We start from the raw sequence: 24,010 nt of genomic DNA on the forward strand, positions 1-24,010 counted from the left end.
TCAAAAATGGAATTATCCCACGCCGGGCATAAAAAAAGCATTCCGGTTAAGGAATGCTTTTTTAGATACTTCAAGGCAAGTGCTTGCCTGGCAATGACTTATGAATGCTTAGTATTTCACCTGCACTCTGTATTTGAGCGTCACATCACTCTCGGCGGGTACATTGATCTTCCAGGTGGCCTCATGCGCTGAAGTTTTCTCGTGCGCTTGTGATGCATTGAGGATTTTCCAATCGCCGTTGATAGGCTCTTTAACAGTGACTGTGACCGCTTCTTTCTTGGCGTTGTGCAAGGTGATGGCATAGGCACTTTCATACAGCTGTGCCTGGTTGTTGTTCTTGCTCAGGTTTTTAAAGTCGGTTTGTACGCGGTCTGCGGTGACATCAAAGGCATTGCCCAGTTTTAAACGCACAGTATCGTTTTTAGCGGTGTGGTCGATATGGTCTTCACCGACAAACTGCGCAGTGCCATCGTTATCCTTTTTGTAGACGCGCATGGTGCCTTTGGGTAAAGGGATGCCCAGCTTGCTGCTTTCCTTGTTTTCAAATTCAACATATACCTGTACCTTTTGTTTTTTTTCAACGTCGCGGTACTGGCCTTGATAATAGTAATCGGAGCCGCTTAACACTAATTCTTTGCGTGCCGGGATATGTTGCGCAGAAAGCAGAGCCACTTGCTTGGTCTGGTTTTCGGCAATGGTGGTTGCACGTGGCAAAGTATATAAGTGATATTCCAGCAGGCCTTGTTCGGTTGGCATAGGCGCATCGGCGGCCATGGCTTCTGAGCGCATCATCATGGTTTTCGGGCGGATAGCTTCACGCACGCGATTGACATCGCCTGCCACCAATTGCACCTTGGCATTTGGGTATGAGGTGCCGCTGGTGTTGTTGAGGGTCACCCAGCCAGAGAGGTCTATGCTGTCTTCTTTACTGCTGAGTTCAGCAACGTAGTCGGCTTTCCAGTTCAGGCCGCCGGTGAGGTAGCTTAATTCCACATTTGATTGTTCGGCACCCTTGTATTGCACTTGCGTGGTCAGGGTGGGGCGGTCGCGCAATTGGCCAGGCACATTCGGGTAGGCGATGCGGCCCGGAAAGCCGGTTTCGATACGGTTACCGATTTTAAGCACGATGCCGTTTTGTGCGGAGAGTACGGTTGCACTTTCTTCAGTCTCGGCACCAGTAGTCGGGTTGGTTTTAATCACGCTGACTTGCTGGCCGACAAATTTTTCCAATAGGGTTTGCGGGCTGAGCAGGTCAAAATCAAAGTTTTGTTCCAGTACTTGTAAGCTGGTATTGGGCAGCAGGCTGCGCAACAGGGCAGTTTCTGGCTTGATCTGTGCGCTGACATCACGGAATGACAGTGCGGATAAACCATTATTTAATTTAAGTTTGCGGTTATCTTTCACAAGGGCCAGGTCTTCGTTGTAAATCGTGACGGCGACACCGGTTTGATCTGATTGCGGGCTGATGATGGCGGTTTCCGCATGAGCGAGTGAAACACTGCCTAATGATAAAAGCAGCAGGGAGCTGAGTCGCATGAATATCCTCTCGTTGTTGTGTGTGCTTGTATGCTTGAGACTCTGTTAACGCGACAGCCGTTCAAAAGTTAACAGACGGTTACTGCGATGGCTGATCATAGGCTATTGGCGTGGCAGGGATAAGACATTCACTCCAGCTTGCTGCAGCATATTGACCAGTGCGATCACAGGCAGGCCGATGAGGGCATTCGGGTCGTCACCGCGCATATAATCCAGTAGCGCGATGCCCATGCCTTCTGATTTAGCACTGCCAGCGCAATCGTAAGGCTGTTCTAGGCGTAAATAGGTTTCAATTTGTAGTGGCGTCAGTGTTTTGAATTTGACGTAATAGGGCACGATAGTGGATTGCATTTGCTGGCTGGCGCTGTCATACAAACACAGCGCGCTATGAAAAATCACTTCCCTGCCACTGAGCATAGTCAGTTGCCTGACCGCGTTTTCGTGATTGCCTGGCTTGCCGATCTGCAAGTCATCCACTGTCGCCACCTGGTCACAGCCGATAATCAAGGCGTTAGGGTGAGTCTCAGCCACTTTGCGTGCTTTGCTTTCAGCTAGCCGCAAAGAAGTCTGTGCCGGGTTTTCATTCGTCAATGGCGTTTCATCGATGTCAGGCGATATGCATGCAAACGGCAGATGCAGCTTTTCCAGTACTTCACGCCGATAGCGTGAGGAAGAGGCAAGAATGAGATTTTTTGCGGATACAGACATTAGGATGAAAAAATCCCCGAATAACGATTCGGGGATTTTAGCATTGCTATTTAATACTTAAGCAGGATTAATCCGGCTGAATTTCAATCAGTGTCTCATCCGGCGTCACGCTGTCACCTTTGGCAACGTGGATCGCTACCACGGTGCCGGCTTTGCTGGCCTGGATTTCGTTTTCCATCTTCATGGCTTCGATCACTAATACGCCATCACCAGCGCTGACTTTATCACCCACGTTGACTTTGACTGTGACGATGGTGCCCGGCATGGCCGTTGTCACGCAGCCTGGGTGGGTAGGGCGAGGGCGACCACTGGAAGCGACGGCAGCCGCTTTTTTCTTGCTACCGTTGGAAGCGCTGCCATCACTGATTTCCATTTCGCTCAGTGTCTCAACAAAGACTTCTTCTGAGATGCCATCGACTTTGACATAGTATGGGCGGCGCTCTTCGCCAGCATGGCCGCTACCAGTCAATTTGATATGGTAGGTTTCACCGTGCAGTGTGATATTGAACTCATTTGGCGCATAGCGTGCAGCGGCAGTTTGCTGTGTCACGGCTTCTTTGCTCAGCAATTGTTCAGGTTGCAACGAACCGGCATTACGTTCTTGCAGGAATGTCTGGCCGATATCCGGGAACATGGCATATGTCAGCACATCTTTTTCGTTATTGGCAAAGCGTTCAGCTTCACCCTGCAACTTGGTCATTTCAGGTTGCAACAGGTCAGCAGGGCGACAGGTGATCACTTCTGCATTGCCAACCGCTTTTTGACGTACTTCGGCATTTACCGGCGCTGGTGATTTACCATATTGGCCCAACAGGTAATTCTTCACTTCGTTAGTGATGGATTTGTAGCGCCCACCAGTCAGTACGTTCAATACCGCCTGTGTACCAACGATTTGTGAGGTTGGCGTCACCAATGGAGGAAAGCCCAAATCTTCACGCACACGTGGTATTTCAGCCAGCACTTCATCCATGCGGTTGAGCGCACCTTGTTCTTTCAGCTGGTTAGACAAATTAGAGATCATGCCGCCAGGTACCTGGTTAACCAGTACGCGGGTATCTACGCCAGTAAATTCACTTTCAAACTGCCAGTATTTCTTGCGTACGTCTTTGAAGTAGGCGGTGATTTCCTGCAGTTTGCCCAAGTCCAGCCCGGTATCGTATTCAGTGCCTTGCAAGGCAGCAACCAGGCTTTCAGTCGTCGGGTGGCTGGCACCTTCCGAGAATGAAGAGTTACAGGTGTCGATAATATCGACACCGTTTTCAACGCTCTTCAGCATCACCATGCTGGCTAAGCCAGAAGTGGCATGACTATGCATATGGATAGGTAGGCTGACAGCTGCTTTCAGTTCCCTGACCAGTTCGCCGGCTAAAGTAGGTGTCAGCAGGCCAGCCATGTCTTTTACGCCTATGCTGTCGCAGCCAAGCGCTTCCAGCTCTTTGGCCATATTGACGAAGTAGGCCACGTCATGCACCGGGCTGGTGGTGAATGATAAAGTACCGATTGCGTGTTTTTTAACCGATTTAACGGCTTCAATCGCTGTTTTCAGGTTGCGGATGTCGTTCATCGCATCAAAAATACGGAACACATCAACGCCGGTATCAGCCGCCTGTTTCACAAAAGCGTGTACGACATCATCAGAGTAATGGCGGTAGCCCAGCAGGTTCTGGCCGCGCAGCAACATATTGATTGGTGTGTTAGGCAGAGCCTTACGCAGGCTGCTCAGGCGCTCCCAAGGGTCTTCTTTGAGAAAGCGCACGCAGGCGTCAAAAGTGGCGCCGCCCCAGGCTTCAAGAGACCAGAAACCAATATCATCCAGCTTGCTGGCGATCGGCAGCATGTCTTCGGTACGCATGCGCGTTGCGATCAGGGATTGGTGGCCATCTCTTAAAACGAGTTCGGTGACGTGTATTTTGCTCATAATCTTGTCGATCTTAATAATATCTGCAATACGTTAATCAAATGCCTTCGTGGGCGGCAATTGCGGCTGCAATCGCTGCGGCCATCAGTTCTTTCGGTAATCCGACGTCATATTCAGTCAGCTCCGGGTGTTGCTCCACAAAGCTGGTGTTGAAGTTAGCCGCACGGAAATCCGGGTGTAGCATGATCTGCTGGTAGTAAGGGATCGTGGTTTTGACGCCATAGACTACCATGTCGTTCAGCGCACGGCGACCGCGTTCGATCACGCCTTCCCAGTCCAGGGCCCAGACGGTGAGTTTGGCACACATGGAATCGTAATAGGGCGGAATCACATAGCCGCTATAGATCGCTGCATCCATACGCACGCCTGGTCCGCCGGGTGCGTAGTAACGGGTGATTTTACCAAAGCTGGGCAGGAAGTCTTTTTGCGGGTCTTCGGCATTGATACGGTATTCCATGGCAAAGCCACGGAAAGCGATTTCGCTCTGCTTGTATTGCAATGGCAACCCAGCGGCAACGCGGATCTGTTGCTGAACGATATCGACACCGGTAATGGTTTCAGTCACGGTATGTTCCACCTGCAAGCGGGTGTTCATTTCCATGAAGTAGAAATTGTTGTCTGAATCGAGCAGGAACTCGACGGTACCGGCATTCTCGTAGCCGACCGCTTTAGCCGCTTTCACACCCAGGCCACCGATATAATCACGTTGTGCCTGCGACAGCTGTGGTGAAGGCGCAATTTCAATCAGTTTCTGGTTACGGCGCTGGATAGAGCAATCGCGCTCAAACAGGTGAATGACGTTGCCTTGCGAGTCAGCCAGAATCTGTACTTCAATATGGCGCGGATGCACCACACATTTTTCAAGAAACACTTCTGGTTTGCCGAAAGCCTTGCTGGCTTCGGAAATCACCCGGTCATAGTTACTCAGCAGGTCTTTTTCACTATCGCAACGGCGAATACCACGACCACCGCCACCGTTAGTCGCTTTCAGCATGATCGGGTAACCGATTTTCTTGGCTAACACAATCGCAGCATCCAGTGATTCAAGGTTGCCATCACTACCAGGTACACAAGGAATACCTGCCTCAATCATGGCATTACGCGCTTGGATCTTGTCACCCATCTGGCGGATCACATGCGCTTCAGGGCCAATAAATTTGATACCACGGCGTGAACAGACTTCTGCCAGCTGTGGATTTTCAGAGAGAAAACCATAGCCTGGGTGTAGCGCGTCACAGCCAGCGGCGACGGCGATATTCACAATGTTATGTGCATTCAGGTAACCCGCAACCGGGTCAGAACCGATGTTGTAGGCCTCGTCAGCTTTTTTGACATGCAAGGCATGGCGATCGGCGTCGGAATAAATGGCGACAGATTTAATGCCCATTTCCGAACATGCGCGCACAATGCGTACCGCAATTTCACCGCGATTCGCGACTAAAATTTTCTTAAACACACATTACCCTTAAAGCAAGAAAAAAAGGACAGAGTTTTTGTTAAGCTCATTGTTTCATAAGGCTTTTAAATGCCTGTATCAACAATGTTTTGGCTAGTTTGGTTGTGGTTAAGTCCCATCCAGACCGCCGGGTAGGCTGGTCGATAATACTCACCGTACCATAGTTGTACTCTCGAAAAGAGCACTGCGTGAAGCGACGTTATTATAACAAAAAACTGCGGCTTATACAGTATCAAGTAATCCGGGGCTGTGTGGGCGTATATAAGGATTCGTCAATGACGGCATAGTTTGCTATATTAAATAGCATGTGAAGAGAAGGAGAGTTTTTTGTCGAACGCGCGTTATCTGGAGTTAGCCAGGCAGCAAAAAAAGAGTGAAGGGGTGCTGGAGATCGCATCATTGCCGCGACTGGAAGAGGCGCTAAGCGATCTGGGCGTCAATGATGCCCAGGCATTGGCTAAAGTGTCGGTGGTTTATCAATTGCAGGGTTTGCCGCCGCGTTATTTTGGCGACACGCAATTGCCTATGCTGGCTTTGGCGGTACAGGCAAGTTTGCCACTTATTTGCCAGCGGTGTTTTGCACCCATGCCACAATCTTTGGATGTGCAGTTTGAATTTGCTGTTTGCGATGAGCCCCCTGAGGCCTTGCTTGAAGATGAGGATGTGGATTGGCTGGAGTCCAGCGCTGAATCTACCTTTGAATCTTTGGTGGAAGATGAGTTGCTGATGGCTTTGCCGATTGCGGTCATGCATGAAGAGGCTTGTGCGCCTTTGCAGAAGACGGCGGGTGAAAAGCCCAACCCGTTTGCTGCGCTTAAAAATTTAAAGCTGGATAAATAAAGCTGGTTAAATAGTAGGTTGAGTAAGGTGCCTAGGCCCGCATTTAGTTAAAAAGGTAATGAAAAGCGACGGTTGCAGGATTTGTTTGCAGTTGTCTCTGGAATATTTTATAATGCTGGATTAGGTAGCAATTCTGGTTTTTAAACTGCCCATTTATTAAATTGCGGCGGTTAATTTTGGAGTAATTTAAAATGGCAGTTCAGCAAAACAAAAAGACACCGTCCAAACGTGGTATGCACCGTTCCCACGATTTTTTGACAAACCCACCTTTGGCTATTGAGCCTACAACAGGTGAAGTGCATTTACGTCATCACGTCAGCCCAAACGGTTTTTACCGTGGCCGTAAAGTGATGCCTGCAAAAGGCGAGTAATTCGCTGGCAAAAAGTAACAACGTTTCAAACTGCGCCGCGCACAAAATGCGCGGCGTTTGTGTATCTGGCGTATGCCTGCGTTTTGGCGCAGAGCAGCACATGTGTTTAAGTGAACATGGGAAATAACATGACTACTGGTCAACACGGGCAATCTCAGGAAGTTGTCATTGCGATAGATGCCATGGGAGGCGATCACGGTCCGCATGTGACTGTGCCTGCGGCAGTACGCATCCTGAACGAGAATCCTAATCTCAATATTATTCTGGTCGGCTTGCAGGATGCCATCGAGGCAGAGCTGAAGGCGCTGCATGTTTCACCTAACCCGCGCCTGCGCGTGCATCATGCGACCGAAGTGGTGTTAATGAGTGAATCCCCGCAAAGCGCGATGAAGAACAAAAAAGATTCTTCAATGCGGGTGGCGATCAATATGGTCAAAACCGGTGAAGCGCAGGCTTGTGTGAGTGCAGGCAATACCGGCGCGCTGATGGCGACCGCACGTTTCGTGCTTAAAACGTTGCCAGGCATTGATCGCCCGGCGATCGCTTCTACCTTGCCTTCTGAAAATGGCAGCACTTTTATGCTGGATTTAGGTGCTAACGCTGATTGTACGGCAGAGCATTTGTACCAGTTTGCGATCATGGGCGCGATGGTGGTAAGTTGCGTCAACAATAAACCTAACCCGACCATAGGTTTGCTCAATATCGGTTCGGAAGATATTAAAGGGAATGAAGTGGCAAAGCAGGCAGCTGAGTTGTTGCGTGGCAGCCACCTCAATTTTTACGGCAACGTTGAAGGCGACGATATTTTCAAGGGCACTACTGATGTGGTGGTCTGTGATGGCTTTGTCGGCAATGTGTCGCTTAAAACAACTGAAGGCCTGGCTCACATGATGGGTAAGTTCCTCACCCAGGAATTTAAACGCAACTGGCTGACCAAGTTGATGGCGCTCGGTGCTTTCCCAGTATTAAAAGCATTTAAAAAACGCGTCGACCCGCGTCTTTATAATGGCGCCAGCTTTCTTGGCTTGCGCGGCATTGTCGTCAAAAGCCATGGCGGTGCAGATAGCGTTGGTTTTTACCATGCGATTCACGTCGCCATGGAAGAGGCACAAAGCGGCGTTTTGAAGCGGATTCAGTCGCAACTCGAGATCGAACATTTAGCGACGGCAGAAGAGTCCTGATGCGCTTGCAGCCATTGTTCTGTTAGGCGTTTTTACCCAATTAAGGCATAATCGCACCCATGATTCACACACGTATTGCAGGGACTGGCAGCTATCTGCCGCCCACTATATTGACCAATAATGATTTGGAAAAATTGGTCGATACCACTGACGAGTGGATATTTTCCCGCACCGGTATCAAGCAACGTCATCGTGTCACCGATGAGCTGACCAGCGACCTGGCAACCAAGGCCGCGCTCAATGCCATTGAAGCGGCAGGCATCCAGGCGCAGGATATTGACCTGATTATCGTCGCCACAACCACGCCAGATAAAATTTTCCCTAGCGTGGCTACCATGGTGCAGCGCAAACTGGGTATCTCCGGCTGTCCGGCATTTGATGTACAGGCCGTCTGTAGCGGATTTATCTATGCGTTAGCGACCGCCAATCACTTTATGCGCTCTGGGCAGCATAAAAACGTGTTGGTCATTGGCGCTGATACTTTCACCCGCATTTGTGATTACACTGACCGTAGCAACTGTATTTTGTGGGGCGATGGCGCTGGCGCTGTCATTCTGCAAACCAGTGACCAGCCTGGTGTGCTGTCTACGCACATTCATGCGGATGGCAATTACGAAAATCATTTGCATGTACCGCGTAACCCGGATGGGCCAGACACCGTCGTGATGGAAGGCAATACGGTATTTAAAATCGCCGTAAACACCTTAGACCAGATCGTTGACGAAACGCTGGAAGCCAACCAGATGCAAAAATCCGATATCGACTGGCTGGTGCCGCACCAGGCCAATATCCGTATTTTGCAAGCCACCGCCAAAAAGCTGGATATGTCTATGGACAAAGTCATCGTCACGGTAGATCGCCACGGTAATACATCCGCGGCTTCAATTCCTCTGGCATTAGATACGGCAGTGCGGGATGGCCGTATTCAGCGCGGGCACATTCTACTCATGGAAGCATTTGGTGGCGGGTTTACCTGGGGTTCTGCGCTGGTAAGGTTTTAAGTAGTCACTTCAATAAGTGATTTACGCCTGGCGCATTCAACTACCCAATTCCTGCTTGATACTTATTAATTACTGATTTTAAACGCCTATGTCTACATTTGCTTTTTTCTTTCCTGGTCAAGGTTCACAATCTGTGGGCATGATGCAAGGTCTTGAGTCTCACGCCATTGTCAAACAAACCTTTGAAGAAGCTTCCAGTGTGCTGGGAGTCGATTTCTGGAAAATGGCCACTGAGCCGAATGACGCGATTAACCTGACCGAGAATACACAGCCTATCATGCTCACCGCAGGCATTGCTACCTGGCGCGTATATCAAAACCTGGGCGGTAAACAGCCTGTGACGATGGCAGGCCATAGTTTGGGTGAGTACACTGCACTGGTCGCTGCCGGCGCGTTGAGTTTTGCAGATGCATTGCCATTGGTTAAATTCCGCGCTCAAGTCATGCAGCAAGCCGTGCCTGAAGGGCAGGGGGCGATGGCTGCCATTTTAGGGCTGGATGACGACACTGTGCGTGCAGTTTGCAGTGAAGCCGCACAAGGCCAGGTGGTGCAAGCAGTCAACTTTAACTCTCCAGGCCAGGTAGTGATTGCCGGTGAAAAAGCAGCGGTTGAGCGCGGCATGGAACTGGCGAAGGCCAAAGGTGCCAAACGTGCACTGCCATTGCCGGTCAGCGTACCTTCGCATTGCGAGTTGATGAAGCCCGCCGCAGAAAAATTACGCGACTATTTGCAGAATGTAGCAGTGCAAACACCAGTGGTGCCCGTATTGCACAATGCGGATGTCGCTGCTTACAGTGACGCAGCGCAGATCAAGGATGCCTTGGTGCGCCAGCTTTATAATCCGGTGCGCTGGGTTGAAACAGTACAATTGTTAGCTTCCCAACAGGTGCTGATCAGCGCAGAATGCGGGCCGGGTAAAGTGTTGGCTGGCCTGGCTAAGCGTATTGTGGCGGAAGTGAACTGTGTGGCGCTGATCAATGAAGAAGCCATACAGACTTTTGTGAACCAATAATAAAAAAAGTACGGTGTGAAAAAGGAGAGATTATGCTAAATCAACAAGTAGTGCTGGTCACCGGTGCCAGTCGCGGGATTGGCGCTGCCATTGCGCTGGAACTGGGCAAACAGGGCGCCATTGTCGTGGGTACAGCCACTTCTGCCAGCGGGGCAGATGCGATCACGACCTCACTGAAAGCGGCCGGCGTTAATGGCGTCGGCATGGCGCTGGATGTGACGCAGCCTGAGCAGATTGATACGGTACTCAAGAAGATTGCCGAGCTATACGGCGATGTCACTATTCTGGTGAACAATGCCGGCATTACCAAAGATACATTGCTGATGCGCATGAAGGACGAAGATTGGGATGCTGTATTAGGCACTAACCTGAAATCCGTGTTCCGCATGAGCCAGGCGGTTTTACGCCCGATGATGAAAGCGCGCAATGGCCGCATCATCAATATTTCCAGCGTGGTTGGCCATATGGGCAATGCTGGCCAAACCAATTATGCGGCGGCCAAGGCCGGCATGACAGGTTTTACCAAGTCATTGGCGCAAGAAGTCGGTAGCCGTAACATTACCGTTAACTGTGTTGCGCCTGGTTTTATCGAAACTGATATGACGGCTGAACTCCCGGAAGACATTAAAGCCAAAATGCTGGAACGCATCGCGGCCGGTCGCCTGGGTCAGGTATATGAGATTGCAGCCACGGTGGCTTTCCTGGCATCGCCAGCGGCAGCCTACATTACAGGCGAGACCATTCACGTGAATGGCGGCATGTATTGCGCATAAATTGAAATGCTAGCGATGTTTTCTATGGCATTTTATTAATAGTTTTTTGGTATTCTGGGCAAGATTTGTTAGAATACCGGTTTACTGAACACGACACTTATCAATAAGGGGTATTTTAGATGTCCGACATCGAACAACGCGTAAAGAAAATCGTTTGTGAACAATTAGGTGCAAACGAAGCTGACGTAAAAAACACTTCATCCTTCGTGGATGATCTGGGTGCAGATTCTCTGGACACGGTAGAATTGGTAATGGCTTTGGAAGAAGAATTCGATTGCGAAATCCCTGACGAAGAAGCCGAAAAAATTACAACAGTTCAGCAAGCGATTGACTACGTCAGCGCTAATCTCAAGTAATTCATTGACTTATTCATTTAATCAGCCCTCGCAAGAGGGCTGATTTCTATTATGACCAAACGCAGAGTAGTAGTAACCGGCTTAGGCGTGGTGTCTCCAGTGGGGATTGGCTACCAGAACGCCTGGAACAATCTTATCGCTGGTCAATCAGGCATAAGCCGTATCACCAAATTTGATCCCACCCCGTTTGCTTCGCAAATTGCAGGTGAAGTCAAAGGCTTTAACGCCGAAGACTTTATTCCTGCCAAAGATGCGCGGCGTATGGATACGTTTATCCAGTATGGCCTGGCAGCAGGTCTGGAAGCGTTCAGGGATTCCGGGCTCGAAGTGACTGAAGCCAATGCCGAACGCATTGGTGTCACGATAGGGTCAGGGATAGGTGGCCTGGGGTTGATTGAATCCACCAACGACAATTATGACGATGGTGGCCCACGTAAAATTTCGCCATTCTTTATTCCCGGCACCATTATCAATATGATTTCCGGCAACCTGTCGATCATGTTGGGCCTGAAAGGGCCGAATATCGCGATCGTTACCGCTTGTACGACCGGCACCCACAGTATCGGTGAAGCTGCGCGTATGATTGAGTACGGTGATGCCGATGTCATGGTCGCTGGTGGGTCTGAAGCCGCGATTACCGAGTTGAGCGTAGGTGGCTTTGCCTCTGCGCGCGCCTTGTCTGGCCGCAATGATGATCCTGAAACGGCAAGTCGTCCCTGGGATAAAGACCGTGACGGCTTCGTGATTGGTGAAGGCGCTGGTGTATTGGTGCTGGAAGAATACGAGCATGCCAAAGCCCGCGGCGCACGCATCTATGCCGAAGTATCAGGCTATGGTTTAAGTGCCGATGCTTATCATATGACCGCACCTAATATGGATGGCCCACGCCGATCCATGGTCAATGCATTGAAAAATGCAGGCGTGAGCCCTGACCAGGTGCAGTTTATGAACGCACACGGTACTTCGACACCATTAGGTGATGCCAATGAAACCAATGCCATCAAAGCTACTTTTGGTGACCATGCCTACAATCTAGTGGTGAATTCCACCAAATCGATGACTGGTCACTTGCTAGGTGGTGCTGGAGGCTTGGAATCGGTGTTTACCGTATTGTCTATCTATCATCAGGTGTCACCACCAACCATCAATATTTTCAATCAGGATCCCGAATGTGACCTGGATTATTGTGCCAACACCGCACGTGATCTGAAAATTGAGTATGCATTGAAAAACAACTTCGGTTTTGGTGGGACGAACGGCAGCCTGTTATTTAAGCGCGTTTAGTTTTTACCGTAACGAGCAACAACAAAAAAGCCAGCGTAAGCTGGCTTTTTTGTTCATTGAATCAGGGTTTTACCTGATTCAAACAGGCGATGCATCCGCGTGATGTATCCGCCGCCTGTCTGGGTTTCTCAGTGCTTATAAAACAGCTAGAGCCGCTTCGTAGTTAGGCTCGTTGGCAATTTCACCCACCAGTTCGCTGTACAGGACTTTGTTGTTTTCATCCAGCACAACTACGGCACGTGCAGTTAAGCCAGCCAGGCTGCTGTCGGTGATGAATACACCGTAATCATTGGCAAATTTTGCTGTGTCACGGAAGGTAGACAGGGTAACTACATTTTCCAGGCCTTCAGCACCGCAAAAACGGCTTTGCGCAAATGGCAAATCAGCAGAGATACACAGCACAGCCGTGTTGCTGGCTTTGCTGGCTTCTTTATTGAAGGTGCGCACAGAAGTGGCACACGTAGGCGTATCAATACTAGGAAAAATGTTGAGCACTTTACGTTTGCCTGCGTAGGCATCCAGTCCTACCAGCGTGCGTTTGGCATCGGCCAGTTGAAAGTCAGGCGCTGTGTCACCCGCTGTTAAAAATTTTCCGCCAACAGCGACCGGGTTACCTTTAAGCGTTACGCTTGCCATAGTGTTCTCCAAAACGGGTTAAGTGATAAAAGTAGCTACTGTAGCGCTTCGCGGGTTGGCAATCAACCTTATAAAAAATAAGTTAATCAGGCCGCCAGTGATCAGTTAGTTGCCTGCCAGTGACTTGAGTGCTGCCTCAAAGTCTGGCTCACTGGTCAGGTCTTCTACTAATTGCACATGTAATACGGTGTCATTCTCGTCGGCGACCATCAGGGCGCGCGCAGGTAATCCGGCCAGTTTGCTCGACGTGATCAGCACCCCATAATTTTTAAACATGTCGCGACCACGCAGGGTGGACAGATTAATAGTATGCAGCAGATGTTCCGTTTCAGAGAAACGTGACATGGTAAACGGTAGGTCAGGGGAAATATTCAGGATGGCAGTGTTAGGCAGGGTTTGAGCCAGTGCGTCCAACCTGCGCACGCTGTCCGCGCTGGCAGGGGTATCTATACCAGGGAAGAAATGCAGAATCTTGCGCTTGCCCTGGAAGGATTCCAGGGTGATATCTTCCAGCGCATGGTTTACCAGCTGGAAAAAAGGCAGCACGTCGCCCACGCGCGGTAAGTTGTCTTCTACAAGGATAGGTTCATCAAGCAGTGAAATGGCGTGAGACATAATCATGAGTGCTCGGTTATCAATAAGCCTGACATCATAGTGCATATTAGCAGTCAGCTTAAGTGTTTTTTGCAACTGTTAAGGCAGCAGTTGATGCTTAGAGCGCGCGGTCATTTTAACCCTGTCAACCACATTATTTGCATCACAAGCCGTCACAAAAAAGGGGATGGCAGGTAAAATAACTGCATGGAAGCACCCCTCACACCAACCGTATCACCCGCATTTATTCATCTGCGTTGCCATAGTGAATATTCTATTGTGGATGGCACAGTGCGCATTGGCGATTATGTCAAAGCAGCCAAGCAAGATGGCATGCCTGCCCTTGCGCTGACTGACCTTGCCAACCTGTTTGGTGCAGTGAAGTTTTATAATGCCGCCCGTAGCAAAGGCCTTAAACCTGTATTGGGATGCGATGTGTGGGTGGAAAACACAGTGCAGCGGGACAAGCCGCAGCGCATGTTGTTGCTGGTGCAGACCGCGCAGGGCTATCGCCATCTGTGCGAGCTACTCAGTCGTGCCTACCTCGAAAACCAGTACCGCGAGCGGGCAGAAATAAAAGCCGAGTGGTTACAGGAGAAGAATGCAGGCTTGTTGATGTTATCCGGCTTTCTCGCGGGTGATGTCGGCCAGGCGTTGCAAGCCGGTAACCGGGCACAGGCGTTACAGTCAGCGCAACAATGGGCACACATATTCCAGGGTCGCTACTACCTGGAAGTGCAACGAGTGCATGAACCTGGCAGCCAGGAGTCACGCGCCCAGGAACAATGCATACAACAAACAGTGCTGATCGCGCAGCAACTCGATTTACCATTGGTGGCCACGCATCCCATCCAGTTCCAGACGCCTGATGATTTCATGGCGCATGAAGCGCGTACCTGCATCGCTGAAGGCTATGTGCTGGCAGACAAGCGCCGGCCTAAACGCTTCCTCGCCTCGCAGTATGTGAAAACCCAGGCAGAAATGCAGGCCTTGTTTGCCGATATGCCGATTGCTTTGCAAAATGCGGTAGAGATCGCTAAACGCTGTAATCTGGCACTCACGCTGGGTAAAAACTACCTGCCGGATTTTCCGACGCCGAATGGTGAGAGCCTGGATGCTTTCCTGATCGAACAATCAAAACAAGGGTTGGAGAAAAGACTTTCTTACCTTTACCCGGATGAAAGCAAGCGCGAGCAAAAGCGCACAGAATATGAAGACCGGCTGCAATTTGAGTGCGGCATCATTATCCAGATGGGATTTCCTGGCTACTTCCTGATCGTGGCCGACTTTATCAACTGGGCGAAAAATAATGGTGTACCGGTAGGGCCGGGCAGGGGTTCCGGTGCCGGGTCACTGGTGGCTTACAGCCTGGGCATTACCGATCTCGATCCGCTCAAATACAACTTGCTGTTTGAGCGTTTCCTCAACCCTGAGCGGGTATCCATGCCCGACTTCGATATTGACTTCTGCCAGGAAGGGCGTGATCGCGTCATTGATTACGTGAAAAACAAATACGGCCTGGCATCGGTATCTCAAATCGCCACCTTCGGTACCATGGCGGCCAAAGCGGTGATCCGCGATGTGGGCCGCGTACTAGATCTACCGTTTAACTTTGTGGATGGCATAGCCAAGCTGATACCTTTAGAGCTTGGCATCACGCTAGAGTCTGCGCTGGAAAAAGAACCCCAGTTGCAGGAGCGCCGTGAAAAAGAAGAAGAGGTCTCAGAATTACTTTCCCTGGCATTGCGGCTGGAAGGCCTGGTACGTAACATTGGTATGCATGCGGGCGGCGTATTGATCGCACCGGGCAAGATTTCAGATTTCTCGCCTATCTATTGCCAGCCCAATGGCGACAGCCTGGTCAGCCAGTATGACAAGGACGATGTTGAAGCAGTAGGCCTGGTCAAGTTCGACTTTTTGGGCCTGCGTACACTGACCATCCTCAATATGGCGTTGGAAAATGCCAACGCGCAACGCGCCCAGGAAGAACTGCCGCCGCTTAGTTTCGAGACCATCCCACTGGATGACAAGCGCAGTTACCACCTGCTGAAAACCGCCAATACCACCGCGGTATTCCAGCTGGAATCGCGCGGCATGAAGGACATGCTCAAGCAAGCCAAACCCGACTTGTTTGAAGATATTATCGCCCTGGTGGCGCTGTACCGTCCTGGCCCTATGGACCTGATTCCCGATTTCTGCCGACGCAAACACGGCACGCAGCGCGTGGAATATCCGCATGCCTCTACCGAGTCTATCCTGAAAGAAACCTATGGTATTGCGGTTTACCAGGAGCAGGTGATGCAGATTGCGCAGGTGGTGGCCGGGTTTAGCCTGGGCGGCGCCGACTTGCTGCGCCGCGCCATGGGTAAGAAAAAACCGGAAGAGATGGTCATACAGCGTGAAATCTTTAACGAGGGTGCGCTGAAAAATGGCCTGACATTACAGCAATCCAATGACCTGTTCGACTTGCTGGAAAAATTTGCCGGCTATGGTTTTAACAAATCGCACGCTGCGGCTTATGCGTTAGTGGCTTATCACACTGCCTTCCTGAAAGCGCATTATCCGGCTGCATTTTTGGCCGCCACCATGTCTGCCGATATGAACAACACCGACAACGTGCATACGTTCTTTGATGATTGTAGCGGTAACCATGTGGATGTATTGCCACCGGATGTGAACGCCAGTATTTTCCAATTCAAACCCATGAGTTCGCAGCAGATTTTATACGGCCTGGGTGCCATCAAAGGTACTGGTGGCGCGGCGATTGATCTGATCGTCGCCTCGCGCGAGGCTGAGGGGCCGTTCAAGGATATCTTCGATTTCTGTCAGCGCCTGGATTTACGTAAAGTGAACCGGCGTGTGATGGAATCGCTGATCCGGGCGGGCGCCTTTGATAAGCTAGAGCCAAACCGTGCCGCACTGCTGGCAGGCCTGGATGGTGCGATCAGTGCGGCTGAGCAAAGAGCCGCGCATGCCGGGCAGGATTGCCTGTTTGGCGGTGTTGTGGAGACAGAACATCAATTACCTGCGGTGATCGCATGGAGCCCTGAACAGGCCTTGCAAGAAGAAAAGTCAGCGCTTGGGTTTTACCTCAGCGGCCACCCATACCTGAGTTATAAGTCTCAGCTGGGGCCGTTTATTAAAGGCAACCTGAGTGATCTGGCGCCGCAAAACGAACCCAAATTGCTGGCAGGGGTGGTGATGAGTGTGCGCGTGCGCATGACGCAGCGCGGCAAAATGGCGATCGTCACACTCGATGATGCAGTGGGGCGGGCAGATGTGGTGATCGGTTCCGAATTGCTGCAGCAAAATGCACAGTGGATCAAGGAAGACCAGCTATTGATTGTAGAAGGCCGTATCTCAAATGACGATTTTTCCGGTGGTATCCGCGTCAGCGCCAGAAAATTGTATGACCTGACCGCCGTGCGTAACCGGTTTGCGCAGATGCTGACCCTGAGTTGTAACGGGCAATCTGACCTGCAGCGTTTAATGACGGTGTTAACGCCTTATCGCTACGCCAATGAGGAACAAAAGCGTTGCCCGATCAAAGTCGACTACCACAACCAGGCCGCGCAGGTCAGTTTAATGCTGGGCGAAGACTGGCAAGTGGTCTTGCATGATGACCTGCTGCTGAATTTACAGGGCTGGTTATCAAAAGAAAATGTCAAAATCCTTTATAATGCCTGAACTTTTTAACTAAAGAATTCATAATGAGTGCCAAACGTTTAACGCCTAGTAAACTGACTTATCTGGATTTCGAGCAAGCAATTGCCGGACTTGAAAAGCGTATTGAGGCTCTGCAATCATCTCACGACGAGCATGATTCACTGGATATCTCCAAAGAGCTGGATTTGTTACAAAAGAAGAATAGCAAGCTACTGCAAGACACCTACCAGAGCTTGACCGCCTGGCAAATCTCACAGGTCGCCCGCCATCCCCAGCGGCCTTACACCATGGATTACATCAACGCCTTGTTCACTGATTTCCAGGAACTGCATGGCGATCGCGCTTTTGCGGATGATCCGGCGATTGTCGGTGGCATTGCGCGTTTTAAAGGCATCCCGGTCATGGTCATGGGCCACCAAAAAGGCCGCGATATCAAAGAGCGCCAATACCGTAATTTTGGCATGCCGCGCCCTGAAGGCTACCGCAAGGCCTTGCGCCTGTTCCGCCTGGCAGAAAAATTCAATCTGCCTATCATCACGCTGATCGATACACCCGGGGCTTATCCAGGCATCGGTGCTGAAGAGCGGGGCCAGTCTGAGGCGATTGCACGTAACCTGTATGTGATGGCTGAATTGAAAACACCTATCATCGGCATCGTCATCGGTGAGGGTGGTTCAGGCGGTGCGCTTGCATTGGGCGTGGTTGATCACTTGAATATGCTGCAATACTCTACTTACTCTGTCATCTCGCCAGAAGGGTGTGCCTCCATTTTGTGGAAAAGCGCCAGCAAGGCATCGGATGCCGCAGAAACCCTGGGCATCACCGCAGATCGCTTGAAATCATTGGGGCTGATCGACACCATTATCAGCGAACCATTAGGCGGCGCGCACCGTAACTACGAAGAAGTGATGGAGCGCATTGGCCAGACCATTGCCCTGCAACTCAAGACATTACAATCCAAAAAAATACCGCAACTGCTGGAAACGCGCTATCAACGCCTGATGAGTTACGGTAAATTTAAAGCCACTAGTGACAAATAACAGCGTATTTTCTGCGCGGTTTGAGAAGGGCATTGCCTCTTTTTTGGCTGCGCAAAAGCCTCAAGCCTCACCTTTACACCTGCTGCTGGCCTTAAGTGGCGGTGTGGATTCCATAGTGCTGCTGCATGCCCTGTCACAGCTTTCCACACGCCTGCCATTTAAATTATCTGCCATGCATATCCACCATGGGCTGAGCCCGCATGCCGATGAATGGCTAAGCCTGTGCGAGCGCGTGTGCGTGGCGCAAGGCATCCCGTTTTATTCAGATAAAGTGCATGTCAATCTGCGCAGCGGACAAGGCATTGAAGCCACAGCGCGCGAGGCGCGCTATCAGTCACTTGAGCAGATGCGCCAGCAATTGGGTGCGCAGGCGATTGTCACCGCGCATCACATACAAGATCAAAGCGAAACCTTGCTTTTGCAGCTCATGCGAGGCGCAGGGGTGAAAGGCTTATCTGCCATGAGCGAATGGGATGCCGAGCGCAGCCTGTACCGGCCGCTGTTACAGGTAAGCAAAGCCGATATTTTGCAACAGGCAACCGACTTGCAGTACCAATGGGTAGAAGACGAAAGCAATACTGATATCAGTTATGACCGCAACTTCATGCGGCAGACGGTGATGCCTGTGATGCGTGAACGTTACTCGCAGCTCGATAACGCCCTGGCACGCAGTGCCGGCCATATGGCAGAAGCGCAATCCCTGCTTGATAGCCTGGCCAGCCAGGATGTGACCGCATGCGATGTGCGGGAAGAGTGGCTGGGGCAGTCGGTAGATATCCAGCGCTTGCGCGCGCTGGGTGACGCGCGTGCGAAAAACATGCTGCGCTACTGGTTTCAGCAACTTGATCTGCGCATGCCCAATACCGAACAGTTGCAAAATTACTGGCAACAATTATCAACAGTCAAACCGCACCGCTATCTGCACCTGCCGTTGCAAGGGCAGGCAGTCAAACGCCAGGCTTACCTGCATCATTACCAGCAACGGCTGTATTGCGTGGGTAAACCCGCAGCACTTCCAAAAACACCATTGATCTGGCAAGGCGGTAAAAGCCAGATCTGGGGTGACTGGCAAGTGCAGTTCAAAGTCAGCAAAGGCCACGGCATCGCCCTGGCTCGCCTGGGCGTGAATCCAGCCGCCATTACTTTACACAAGCGTTACGGGCAAGCCGTTCCATTAACTGATGGCTTAGAACTCATGTTGTTTGCAAGATCCGGTGGCGAGAGCCTGCAACCGGATGCCAAACGCCCGCGCCGTGAATTAAAAGTGATTTTCCAGATGCTGGCCATCCCGCCATGGCAGCGGGCATTCTACCCATTGGTCAATGTGGTCTCCTCACAACCTTCACCTACCCAAACCCTGGTTTCACTTGCCTCTCTTGCAATAGACGCCGCCTGGCGTCCTGGCCGTAATGCTTACGGCGTTGAGATTTTTCTGCAGCCCCTTTCAAACAACGCATAAATTGGTTGTCAACAACCAATTATAGCCATAAAATTGGCTGTAATTAGCCATATTTTGTGACTGTAGTCTTTCGCTGATTTTTAGCCTGTTGATTTAAAAAGTCTTTTTTCGCAATGCAGTTGAGGAACAGTAATTGCATAGTAGAGAATGCTTTATATAAGTTATTAACTAAACATTCTCGGGAAAAGGATCGTTTCTATGAACAAAAATGCTATTAAGCCTTTGCTGCTAGCGATTGTGTCTGCTTATTCAGCACAAGCATCACTAGTGGTTGCTGAAACCATTAATTTAGACAAGGTAGAAGTCATCAGTACAACTCCGTTGCAAAGCGTAGGTGTACCGATTGAACAAATACCATCCGCAGTGCAAACAGTTAAAGCCAAAGATATTGAAAAATCGCAGTCTTTAGATATCACTGACTATATGAACCGCAATATGGCAGGCGTGTATGTCAACGAGATACAAAACAACCCATTACAAGCTGATGTAAATTATCGTGGATTTACTGCCTCACCATTACTGGGTACACCGCAAGGCCTTTCCGTGTATATGGATGGTGTACGTATGAACCAGGCTTTTGGCGATATTGTTAGCTGGGATTTGATTCCGAAAATTGCAATACAAGGCATGCAAATTATGCCAGGCTCCAATCCATTGTTCGGCTTGAATACATTAGGTGGTGCTTTATCCATTCAAACCAAAGATGGTCGTACCGCTCCAGGTGGTGCAGTACAAGCTACGTTAGGTAGCTATGGTCGTAAGCTCGGTGAGTTTGAATATGGCGGAGTAGCGGACAGTATTGATTATTATGTAGCTGGTTCATTTTTTGATGAAAACGGATGGCGTGATAAGTCTGAATCTGATTACCAGCAGTTATTTGGGAAATTAGGCTGGCGCGGTGATAAAACAGATTTGAAACTGACTTATGCATATGCTAATACAGACTTAAACGGTAACGGCTTGGTACCGGAGAGTTTTGCGCGTCGTGATTACAGCAGTGTTTATACTTATCCAGACAATACCAAAAATGAATCGCATTTAGTCAATTTAAATTGGTCTCATTTCTTTACGGATAACGTGCAGTTGTCAGGTAATACTTATTATCGAAGAATCAAGTCCAGCACTTACAACGGCGATCTAAATGATGAGGCGTTGACTGAAGCTGTAGGAGGGGCTGGACAAAATATTCTGCTTGCTCCTGGAGGTGCATATACTTTAGCGGGCAACCAGGCTGCATGTGCTGCTGAGTTGAATCCGGGTGGCGAGCCTGGTGAAAAATGTACCGGCATTATCAATAGAACTAGAACCTTGACTGACAATATGGGTATTTTTGGTCAAGTCTCTGTAACAAATACACTTTTTGACAAAAACAATAAATTTGTTCTTGGTGGTGGTGTAGATCATAGCCGTATCAAGTTTGACCAAACTGCCGAGTATGGCTCGATTGATCTAAGCCGAGGGATTGTTGGCTCTGGCTTTTTTGCTAATGCTGCTACATTAGGTAATTTGGATGGTGAGTTGGATGATAGAAGTGCCAAACTAAAAAGCAATGTAACCACATATAGCCTGTTCGGTACTGACACATTGGCATTGCAAGACAATTTGCATCTGACTGTTTCTGGTCGGTATAACCAAACGCGTATTCGCAATAGAGATGGACAAACACATTTTGAATTAAATGGTGCAGGTAATGCTTTAACTAATGTGGTTGATGACGACGCGTCACTTGATGGCAGGCACAATTTCCAACGCTTTAATCCAGCGGTTGGTTTGACATTTAACCCAATCCCTAATTTGAATACTTATATTGGTTATAACGAAGGTAGCCGTGCACCTACGTCTATTGAATTAAGTTGTGCGAATGAAAATGCGCCATGTAGTTTGCCTAACTCTTTCGCAGGCGATCCTCCACTAAAACAAGTAGTATCAAAAACTTGGGAAGCTGGCTTGAGAGGACATGATTCAGGCTTTATATGGGCAGCGGGTGTGTTTAGAACTCGCAACGTTGATGATATCCTGTTCGTTGCTGCTAATGCATCACAAGGGTTTTTCCAGAACTTTGGTGAAACCTTACGTCAAGGCTTTGAGGGCTCGGTTGCGAAGAACTTTGGTGATTTTGGTTTGGGCGCAAATTATACTTTCATTGATGCTACGTATCGCAGTGCCGAGTCTGTTTTAGGCAATGCGAATAGCAGCCAAGATGCTAATAGCGAAATACAAATTAAATCTGGTGATCGCATCCCACTAATACCTCGAAATATTTTCAAAGTTTATGCCGATTACCGTGTTAATGATCGCTTAAGTTTTGGTGCAAATAGCTTATCTGTTTCTGGAACAAATATCCGCGGTAACGATAATGGAGATCAGCAAGCAGGGGGCAGTTATTTTGGCGATGGGAAAATTGCTGGTTACACCATTTTCAATGCGACTGTTGCGTACAAACTTCATCCTGAATGGTCGCTATTTGCTCGAGTTAACAATATATTTGATAAGGAATATGCGACGGCAGGCCAGTTAGGTCAAAACCCATTTAACGCAAATGGAGTGCTGCGTACAGATGGTGTTAACGGAGGTGGTGTTGCAAACGCACGAAGAAGTGCAACTGTTGGCGAGGACTTTATTGCCCCAGGTGCGCCAAGAATGGCTTGGGTTGGCGTTCGATACGAGTTTGGCGGCAAAAAATCTGCCGTTAATTACGACAAAGACTAAAGTAAAACAATAAGGAGGATGCGTGCTTTCACAACTTTCATCATCAACAGATAAATCGATCATTCCAGGCTTCAAAAAGAAAATTTTGTTGGTCGAAGATGAGGTGCTTTTTGCTCGGGCGGTAGTCAAGCGCTTGCAGAAAGCCGGTTTTGAGTGTGAGCACGCAGAATCTCTGCATGACGCCAGATTGCTGGTCAAGCAGTTTGAACCAGATATCGTGTTATTGGATATGCGTCTGCCTGATGGCAATGGCATTGATTTATTGCCTGAGTTTGTCGCTAAGAATATTAATACTATCGTCATGACCGCTTACGGCGATGTCACTGATGCGGTGAGCGCCATTAAATTGGGCGCCATCGATTACCTGAAAAAACCGATTGATCTCGAAGAGTTGTTGTTGATCATTCAAAAAAATGAAAAGACTACTGAACTACAGACCAGCCTGGATTACTCGCGGCAGCGGGATACGCTGGCAAATGAATCCATACAACTGATCGGCGAGAGTGCTGCCATGCAAAGCGTGCGCCAGCAAATCACGCGTATTGCACAACTGAGTTCACTCAGTGATGCGGCGCAGCCGACCGTGTTAATTACTGGTGAAACCGGTACCGGTAAAGATGTGGTTGCACGTTATCTGCACGCCAGTTGTGTTAATCACGACAAACCGTTCGTGCATGTGGATTGTGCCTCGCTACCGGCAGAGTTGATTGAAAGCGAGCTGTTTGGCAATGAGAAGGGTGCTTTTACCAATGCGGTTACTTCGCGCCCTGGCCTGATCGAATCTGCCGAAGATGGGACGCTGTTTCTGGATGAGATTGGTGAGTTGCCATTAGGGTTACAGGCCAAGTTGCTCAACGTGTTGGAAAGACGCATGGTGCGCCGCCTGGGCTCTACCAAGGAAAGGCCGGTGCATGCACGTATTATTGCTGCAACTAACCGTGATCTATACCAGATGTCTAACGAGGGCCGGTTTCGGTCAGATTTGTATTACCGCCTGAATGTGATCACCATGCAGATGCCGCCATTGCGCGATCGTAGTCAGGATGTGATGTTGCTTGCCAATTATTTTCGGCAAATGACTGAAAAACGGTATGCCTTACCGCACCATGAGTTCAGCCCGACTGCACTGATTGCCATACAGCAATACCGCTGGCCAGGAAACGTACGCGAAATGCGCCACCAGATCAGCCGTGCGGTACTAATGTGCACGCAGCCGGTGATTTCAGAGCATGATCTGGGTTTGCCACAAGTAGGCCATACCTCAGCCAGCGCAGCATTAGTCACGAATGATGCACAGTTAACGTTAGATGGTGCTGAAAAAGCCATGCTGTTAAATGCGCTGGAACAGGCACGGAATAATGTGTCTAAAGCGGCACGTACCTTGGGCATTACCCGCATGACTATGCGTTACCGTATGGATAAGCACGGGATAGCGGTTTAATGCCATGCGTTTAATCATCGAAGCTAGTG

Annotated in this window: 19 protein-coding genes; 13 read left to right on the top strand and 6 right to left on the bottom strand. The window is 49.7% G+C overall.

Annotated elements, in window-relative coordinates; translation table 11 throughout:
* Positions 1-108: 108 nt before the first annotated feature.
* The 4 genes from ACSSVF_RS10805 to ACSSVF_RS10820 form a co-directional block, all read right to left on the bottom strand.
* Complete coding sequence (locus ACSSVF_RS10805; RefSeq protein WP_492403470.1) at positions 109-1,536, bottom strand: DUF4139 domain-containing protein; 1,428 nt, start codon at positions 1,534-1,536, stop codon at positions 109-111.
* 102 nt (positions 1,537-1,638) lie between these two features.
* Positions 1,639-2,244 (bottom strand): Maf family nucleotide pyrophosphatase, encoded by a 606-nt coding sequence (locus tag ACSSVF_RS10810; RefSeq protein ID WP_492403472.1) that lies wholly within the window; start codon positions 2,242-2,244, stop codon positions 1,639-1,641.
* A gap of 67 nt (positions 2,245-2,311) precedes the next feature.
* Entirely contained in the window at positions 2,312-4,162 is a 1,851-nt protein-coding gene (gene oadA / locus ACSSVF_RS10815) for a sodium-extruding oxaloacetate decarboxylase subunit alpha (protein ID WP_492403474.1), read from the bottom strand.
* A gap of 37 nt (positions 4,163-4,199) precedes the next feature.
* Positions 4,200-5,618, bottom strand: coding sequence for an acetyl-CoA carboxylase biotin carboxylase subunit (locus ACSSVF_RS10820; RefSeq protein ID WP_442586548.1), 1,419 nt, complete (start codon positions 5,616-5,618; stop codon positions 4,200-4,202).
* 327 nt (positions 5,619-5,945) lie between these two features.
* Here ACSSVF_RS10820 and ACSSVF_RS10825 point away from each other — a divergent pair, with 327 nt between their 5' ends.
* From ACSSVF_RS10825 to fabF, 8 genes are all read left to right on the top strand, one after another.
* The gene (locus ACSSVF_RS10825; RefSeq protein ID WP_492403475.1) at positions 5,946-6,458 is read left to right on the top strand and encodes a YceD family protein; all 513 of its coding nucleotides are present in this window, start codon (positions 5,946-5,948) and stop codon (positions 6,456-6,458) included.
* Positions 6,459-6,649: 191 nt separating this feature from the next.
* Positions 6,650-6,829, top strand: a complete 180-nt coding sequence (gene rpmF, locus ACSSVF_RS10830) for a 50S ribosomal protein L32 (protein ID WP_018985326.1) — start codon at positions 6,650-6,652, stop codon at positions 6,827-6,829.
* A gap of 128 nt (positions 6,830-6,957) precedes the next feature.
* On the top strand, positions 6,958-8,010 hold the full coding sequence (gene plsX, locus ACSSVF_RS10835) for a phosphate acyltransferase PlsX (protein ID WP_442586546.1): 1,053 nt from the start codon (positions 6,958-6,960) through the stop codon (positions 8,008-8,010).
* 59 nt (positions 8,011-8,069) lie between these two features.
* The gene (locus tag ACSSVF_RS10840; RefSeq protein WP_492403477.1) at positions 8,070-9,011 is read left to right on the top strand and encodes a beta-ketoacyl-ACP synthase III; all 942 of its coding nucleotides are present in this window, start codon (positions 8,070-8,072) and stop codon (positions 9,009-9,011) included.
* An 88-nt stretch (positions 9,012-9,099) separates the two neighbouring features.
* On the top strand, positions 9,100-10,023 hold the full coding sequence (gene fabD / locus ACSSVF_RS10845) for an ACP S-malonyltransferase (RefSeq protein ID WP_492403478.1): 924 nt from the start codon (positions 9,100-9,102) through the stop codon (positions 10,021-10,023).
* 32 nt (positions 10,024-10,055) lie between these two features.
* A complete protein-coding gene (fabG, locus tag ACSSVF_RS10850) occupies positions 10,056-10,796 on the top strand; it encodes a 3-oxoacyl-ACP reductase FabG (protein WP_442586543.1) in 741 nt (246 codons plus the stop codon).
* Positions 10,797-10,915: 119 nt separating this feature from the next.
* A complete protein-coding gene (gene acpP, locus ACSSVF_RS10855) occupies positions 10,916-11,152 on the top strand; it encodes an acyl carrier protein (RefSeq protein WP_055825178.1) in 237 nt (78 codons plus the stop codon).
* 51 nt (positions 11,153-11,203) lie between these two features.
* Complete coding sequence (fabF, locus tag ACSSVF_RS10860) at positions 11,204-12,436, top strand: beta-ketoacyl-ACP synthase II (RefSeq protein WP_442586542.1); 1,233 nt, start codon at positions 11,204-11,206, stop codon at positions 12,434-12,436.
* A 135-nt stretch (positions 12,437-12,571) separates the two neighbouring features.
* Here fabF and tpx (ACSSVF_RS10865) read toward each other — a convergent pair whose 3' ends face one another.
* Together tpx (ACSSVF_RS10865) and tpx (ACSSVF_RS10870) are read right to left on the bottom strand one after the other, a co-directional pair.
* Positions 12,572-13,072: a thiol peroxidase gene (gene tpx / locus ACSSVF_RS10865; protein ID WP_442586541.1), complete on the bottom strand. Its 501-nt coding sequence runs from the start codon at positions 13,070-13,072 to the stop codon at positions 12,572-12,574.
* Between the two features lie 105 nt (positions 13,073-13,177).
* Positions 13,178-13,693 (bottom strand): thiol peroxidase, encoded by a 516-nt coding sequence (gene tpx, locus ACSSVF_RS10870; RefSeq protein WP_442586540.1) that lies wholly within the window; start codon positions 13,691-13,693, stop codon positions 13,178-13,180.
* Positions 13,694-13,873: 180 nt separating this feature from the next.
* On the opposite strand from tpx (ACSSVF_RS10870), the gene dnaE reads away from it, so the two are divergent.
* The 5 genes from dnaE (at position 13,874) to ACSSVF_RS10895 (ending at position 23,981) form a co-directional block, all read left to right on the top strand.
* A complete protein-coding gene (gene dnaE / locus ACSSVF_RS10875; RefSeq protein ID WP_492403481.1) occupies positions 13,874-17,353 on the top strand; it encodes a DNA polymerase III subunit alpha in 3,480 nt (1,159 codons plus the stop codon).
* A gap of 23 nt (positions 17,354-17,376) precedes the next feature.
* The gene (locus ACSSVF_RS10880; RefSeq protein WP_442586538.1) at positions 17,377-18,372 is read left to right on the top strand and encodes an acetyl-CoA carboxylase carboxyltransferase subunit alpha; all 996 of its coding nucleotides are present in this window, start codon (positions 17,377-17,379) and stop codon (positions 18,370-18,372) included.
* Positions 18,362-19,831 (top strand): tRNA lysidine(34) synthetase TilS, encoded by a 1,470-nt coding sequence (tilS, locus tag ACSSVF_RS10885; protein WP_492403483.1) that lies wholly within the window; start codon positions 18,362-18,364, stop codon positions 19,829-19,831. Before ACSSVF_RS10880 ends, tilS begins: the two co-directional genes overlap by 11 nt.
* A gap of 198 nt (positions 19,832-20,029) precedes the next feature.
* Positions 20,030-22,540: a TonB-dependent receptor gene (locus tag ACSSVF_RS10890; protein WP_492403484.1), complete on the top strand. Its 2,511-nt coding sequence runs from the start codon at positions 20,030-20,032 to the stop codon at positions 22,538-22,540.
* A gap of 22 nt (positions 22,541-22,562) precedes the next feature.
* The gene (locus tag ACSSVF_RS10895; protein WP_442586535.1) at positions 22,563-23,981 is read left to right on the top strand and encodes a sigma-54-dependent transcriptional regulator; all 1,419 of its coding nucleotides are present in this window, start codon (positions 22,563-22,565) and stop codon (positions 23,979-23,981) included.
* Positions 23,982-24,010: the final 29 nt, after the last annotated feature.

This window comes from Methylophilus sp. E2MeOHC9, from assembly GCF_058744375.1.

What these genes read in the sequence shown, in the direction of transcription:
- ACSSVF_RS10880 (WP_442586538.1), top strand. Translation starts at nt 17,377, where the DNA reads ATGAGTGCCAAACGTTTAACGCCTAGTAAACTGACTTATCTGGATTTC.
- ACSSVF_RS10840 (WP_492403477.1), top strand. Translation starts at nt 8,070, where the DNA reads ATGATTCACACACGTATTGCAGGGACTGGCAGCTATCTGCCGCCCACT.
- tpx (WP_442586540.1), bottom strand. Translation starts at nt 13,693, where the DNA reads ATGATTATGTCTCACGCCATTTCACTGCTTGATGAACCTATCCTTGTA.
- oadA (WP_492403474.1), bottom strand. Translation starts at nt 4,162, where the DNA reads ATGAGCAAAATACACGTCACCGAACTCGTTTTAAGAGATGGCCACCAA.
- plsX (WP_442586546.1), top strand. Translation starts at nt 6,958, where the DNA reads ATGACTACTGGTCAACACGGGCAATCTCAGGAAGTTGTCATTGCGATA.
- fabD (WP_492403478.1), top strand. Translation starts at nt 9,100, where the DNA reads ATGTCTACATTTGCTTTTTTCTTTCCTGGTCAAGGTTCACAATCTGTG.
- fabG (WP_442586543.1), top strand. Translation starts at nt 10,056, where the DNA reads ATGCTAAATCAACAAGTAGTGCTGGTCACCGGTGCCAGTCGCGGGATT.
- dnaE (WP_492403481.1), top strand. Translation starts at nt 13,874, where the DNA reads ATGGAAGCACCCCTCACACCAACCGTATCACCCGCATTTATTCATCTG.
- fabF (WP_442586542.1), top strand. Translation starts at nt 11,204, where the DNA reads ATGACCAAACGCAGAGTAGTAGTAACCGGCTTAGGCGTGGTGTCTCCA.
- ACSSVF_RS10805 (WP_492403470.1), bottom strand. Translation starts at nt 1,536, where the DNA reads ATGCGACTCAGCTCCCTGCTGCTTTTATCATTAGGCAGTGTTTCACTC.
- rpmF (WP_018985326.1), top strand. Translation starts at nt 6,650, where the DNA reads ATGGCAGTTCAGCAAAACAAAAAGACACCGTCCAAACGTGGTATGCAC.
- acpP (WP_055825178.1), top strand. Translation starts at nt 10,916, where the DNA reads ATGTCCGACATCGAACAACGCGTAAAGAAAATCGTTTGTGAACAATTA.
- ACSSVF_RS10890 (WP_492403484.1), top strand. Translation starts at nt 20,030, where the DNA reads ATGAACAAAAATGCTATTAAGCCTTTGCTGCTAGCGATTGTGTCTGCT.
- ACSSVF_RS10810 (WP_492403472.1), bottom strand. Translation starts at nt 2,244, where the DNA reads ATGTCTGTATCCGCAAAAAATCTCATTCTTGCCTCTTCCTCACGCTAT.
- tpx (WP_442586541.1), bottom strand. Translation starts at nt 13,072, where the DNA reads ATGGCAAGCGTAACGCTTAAAGGTAACCCGGTCGCTGTTGGCGGAAAA.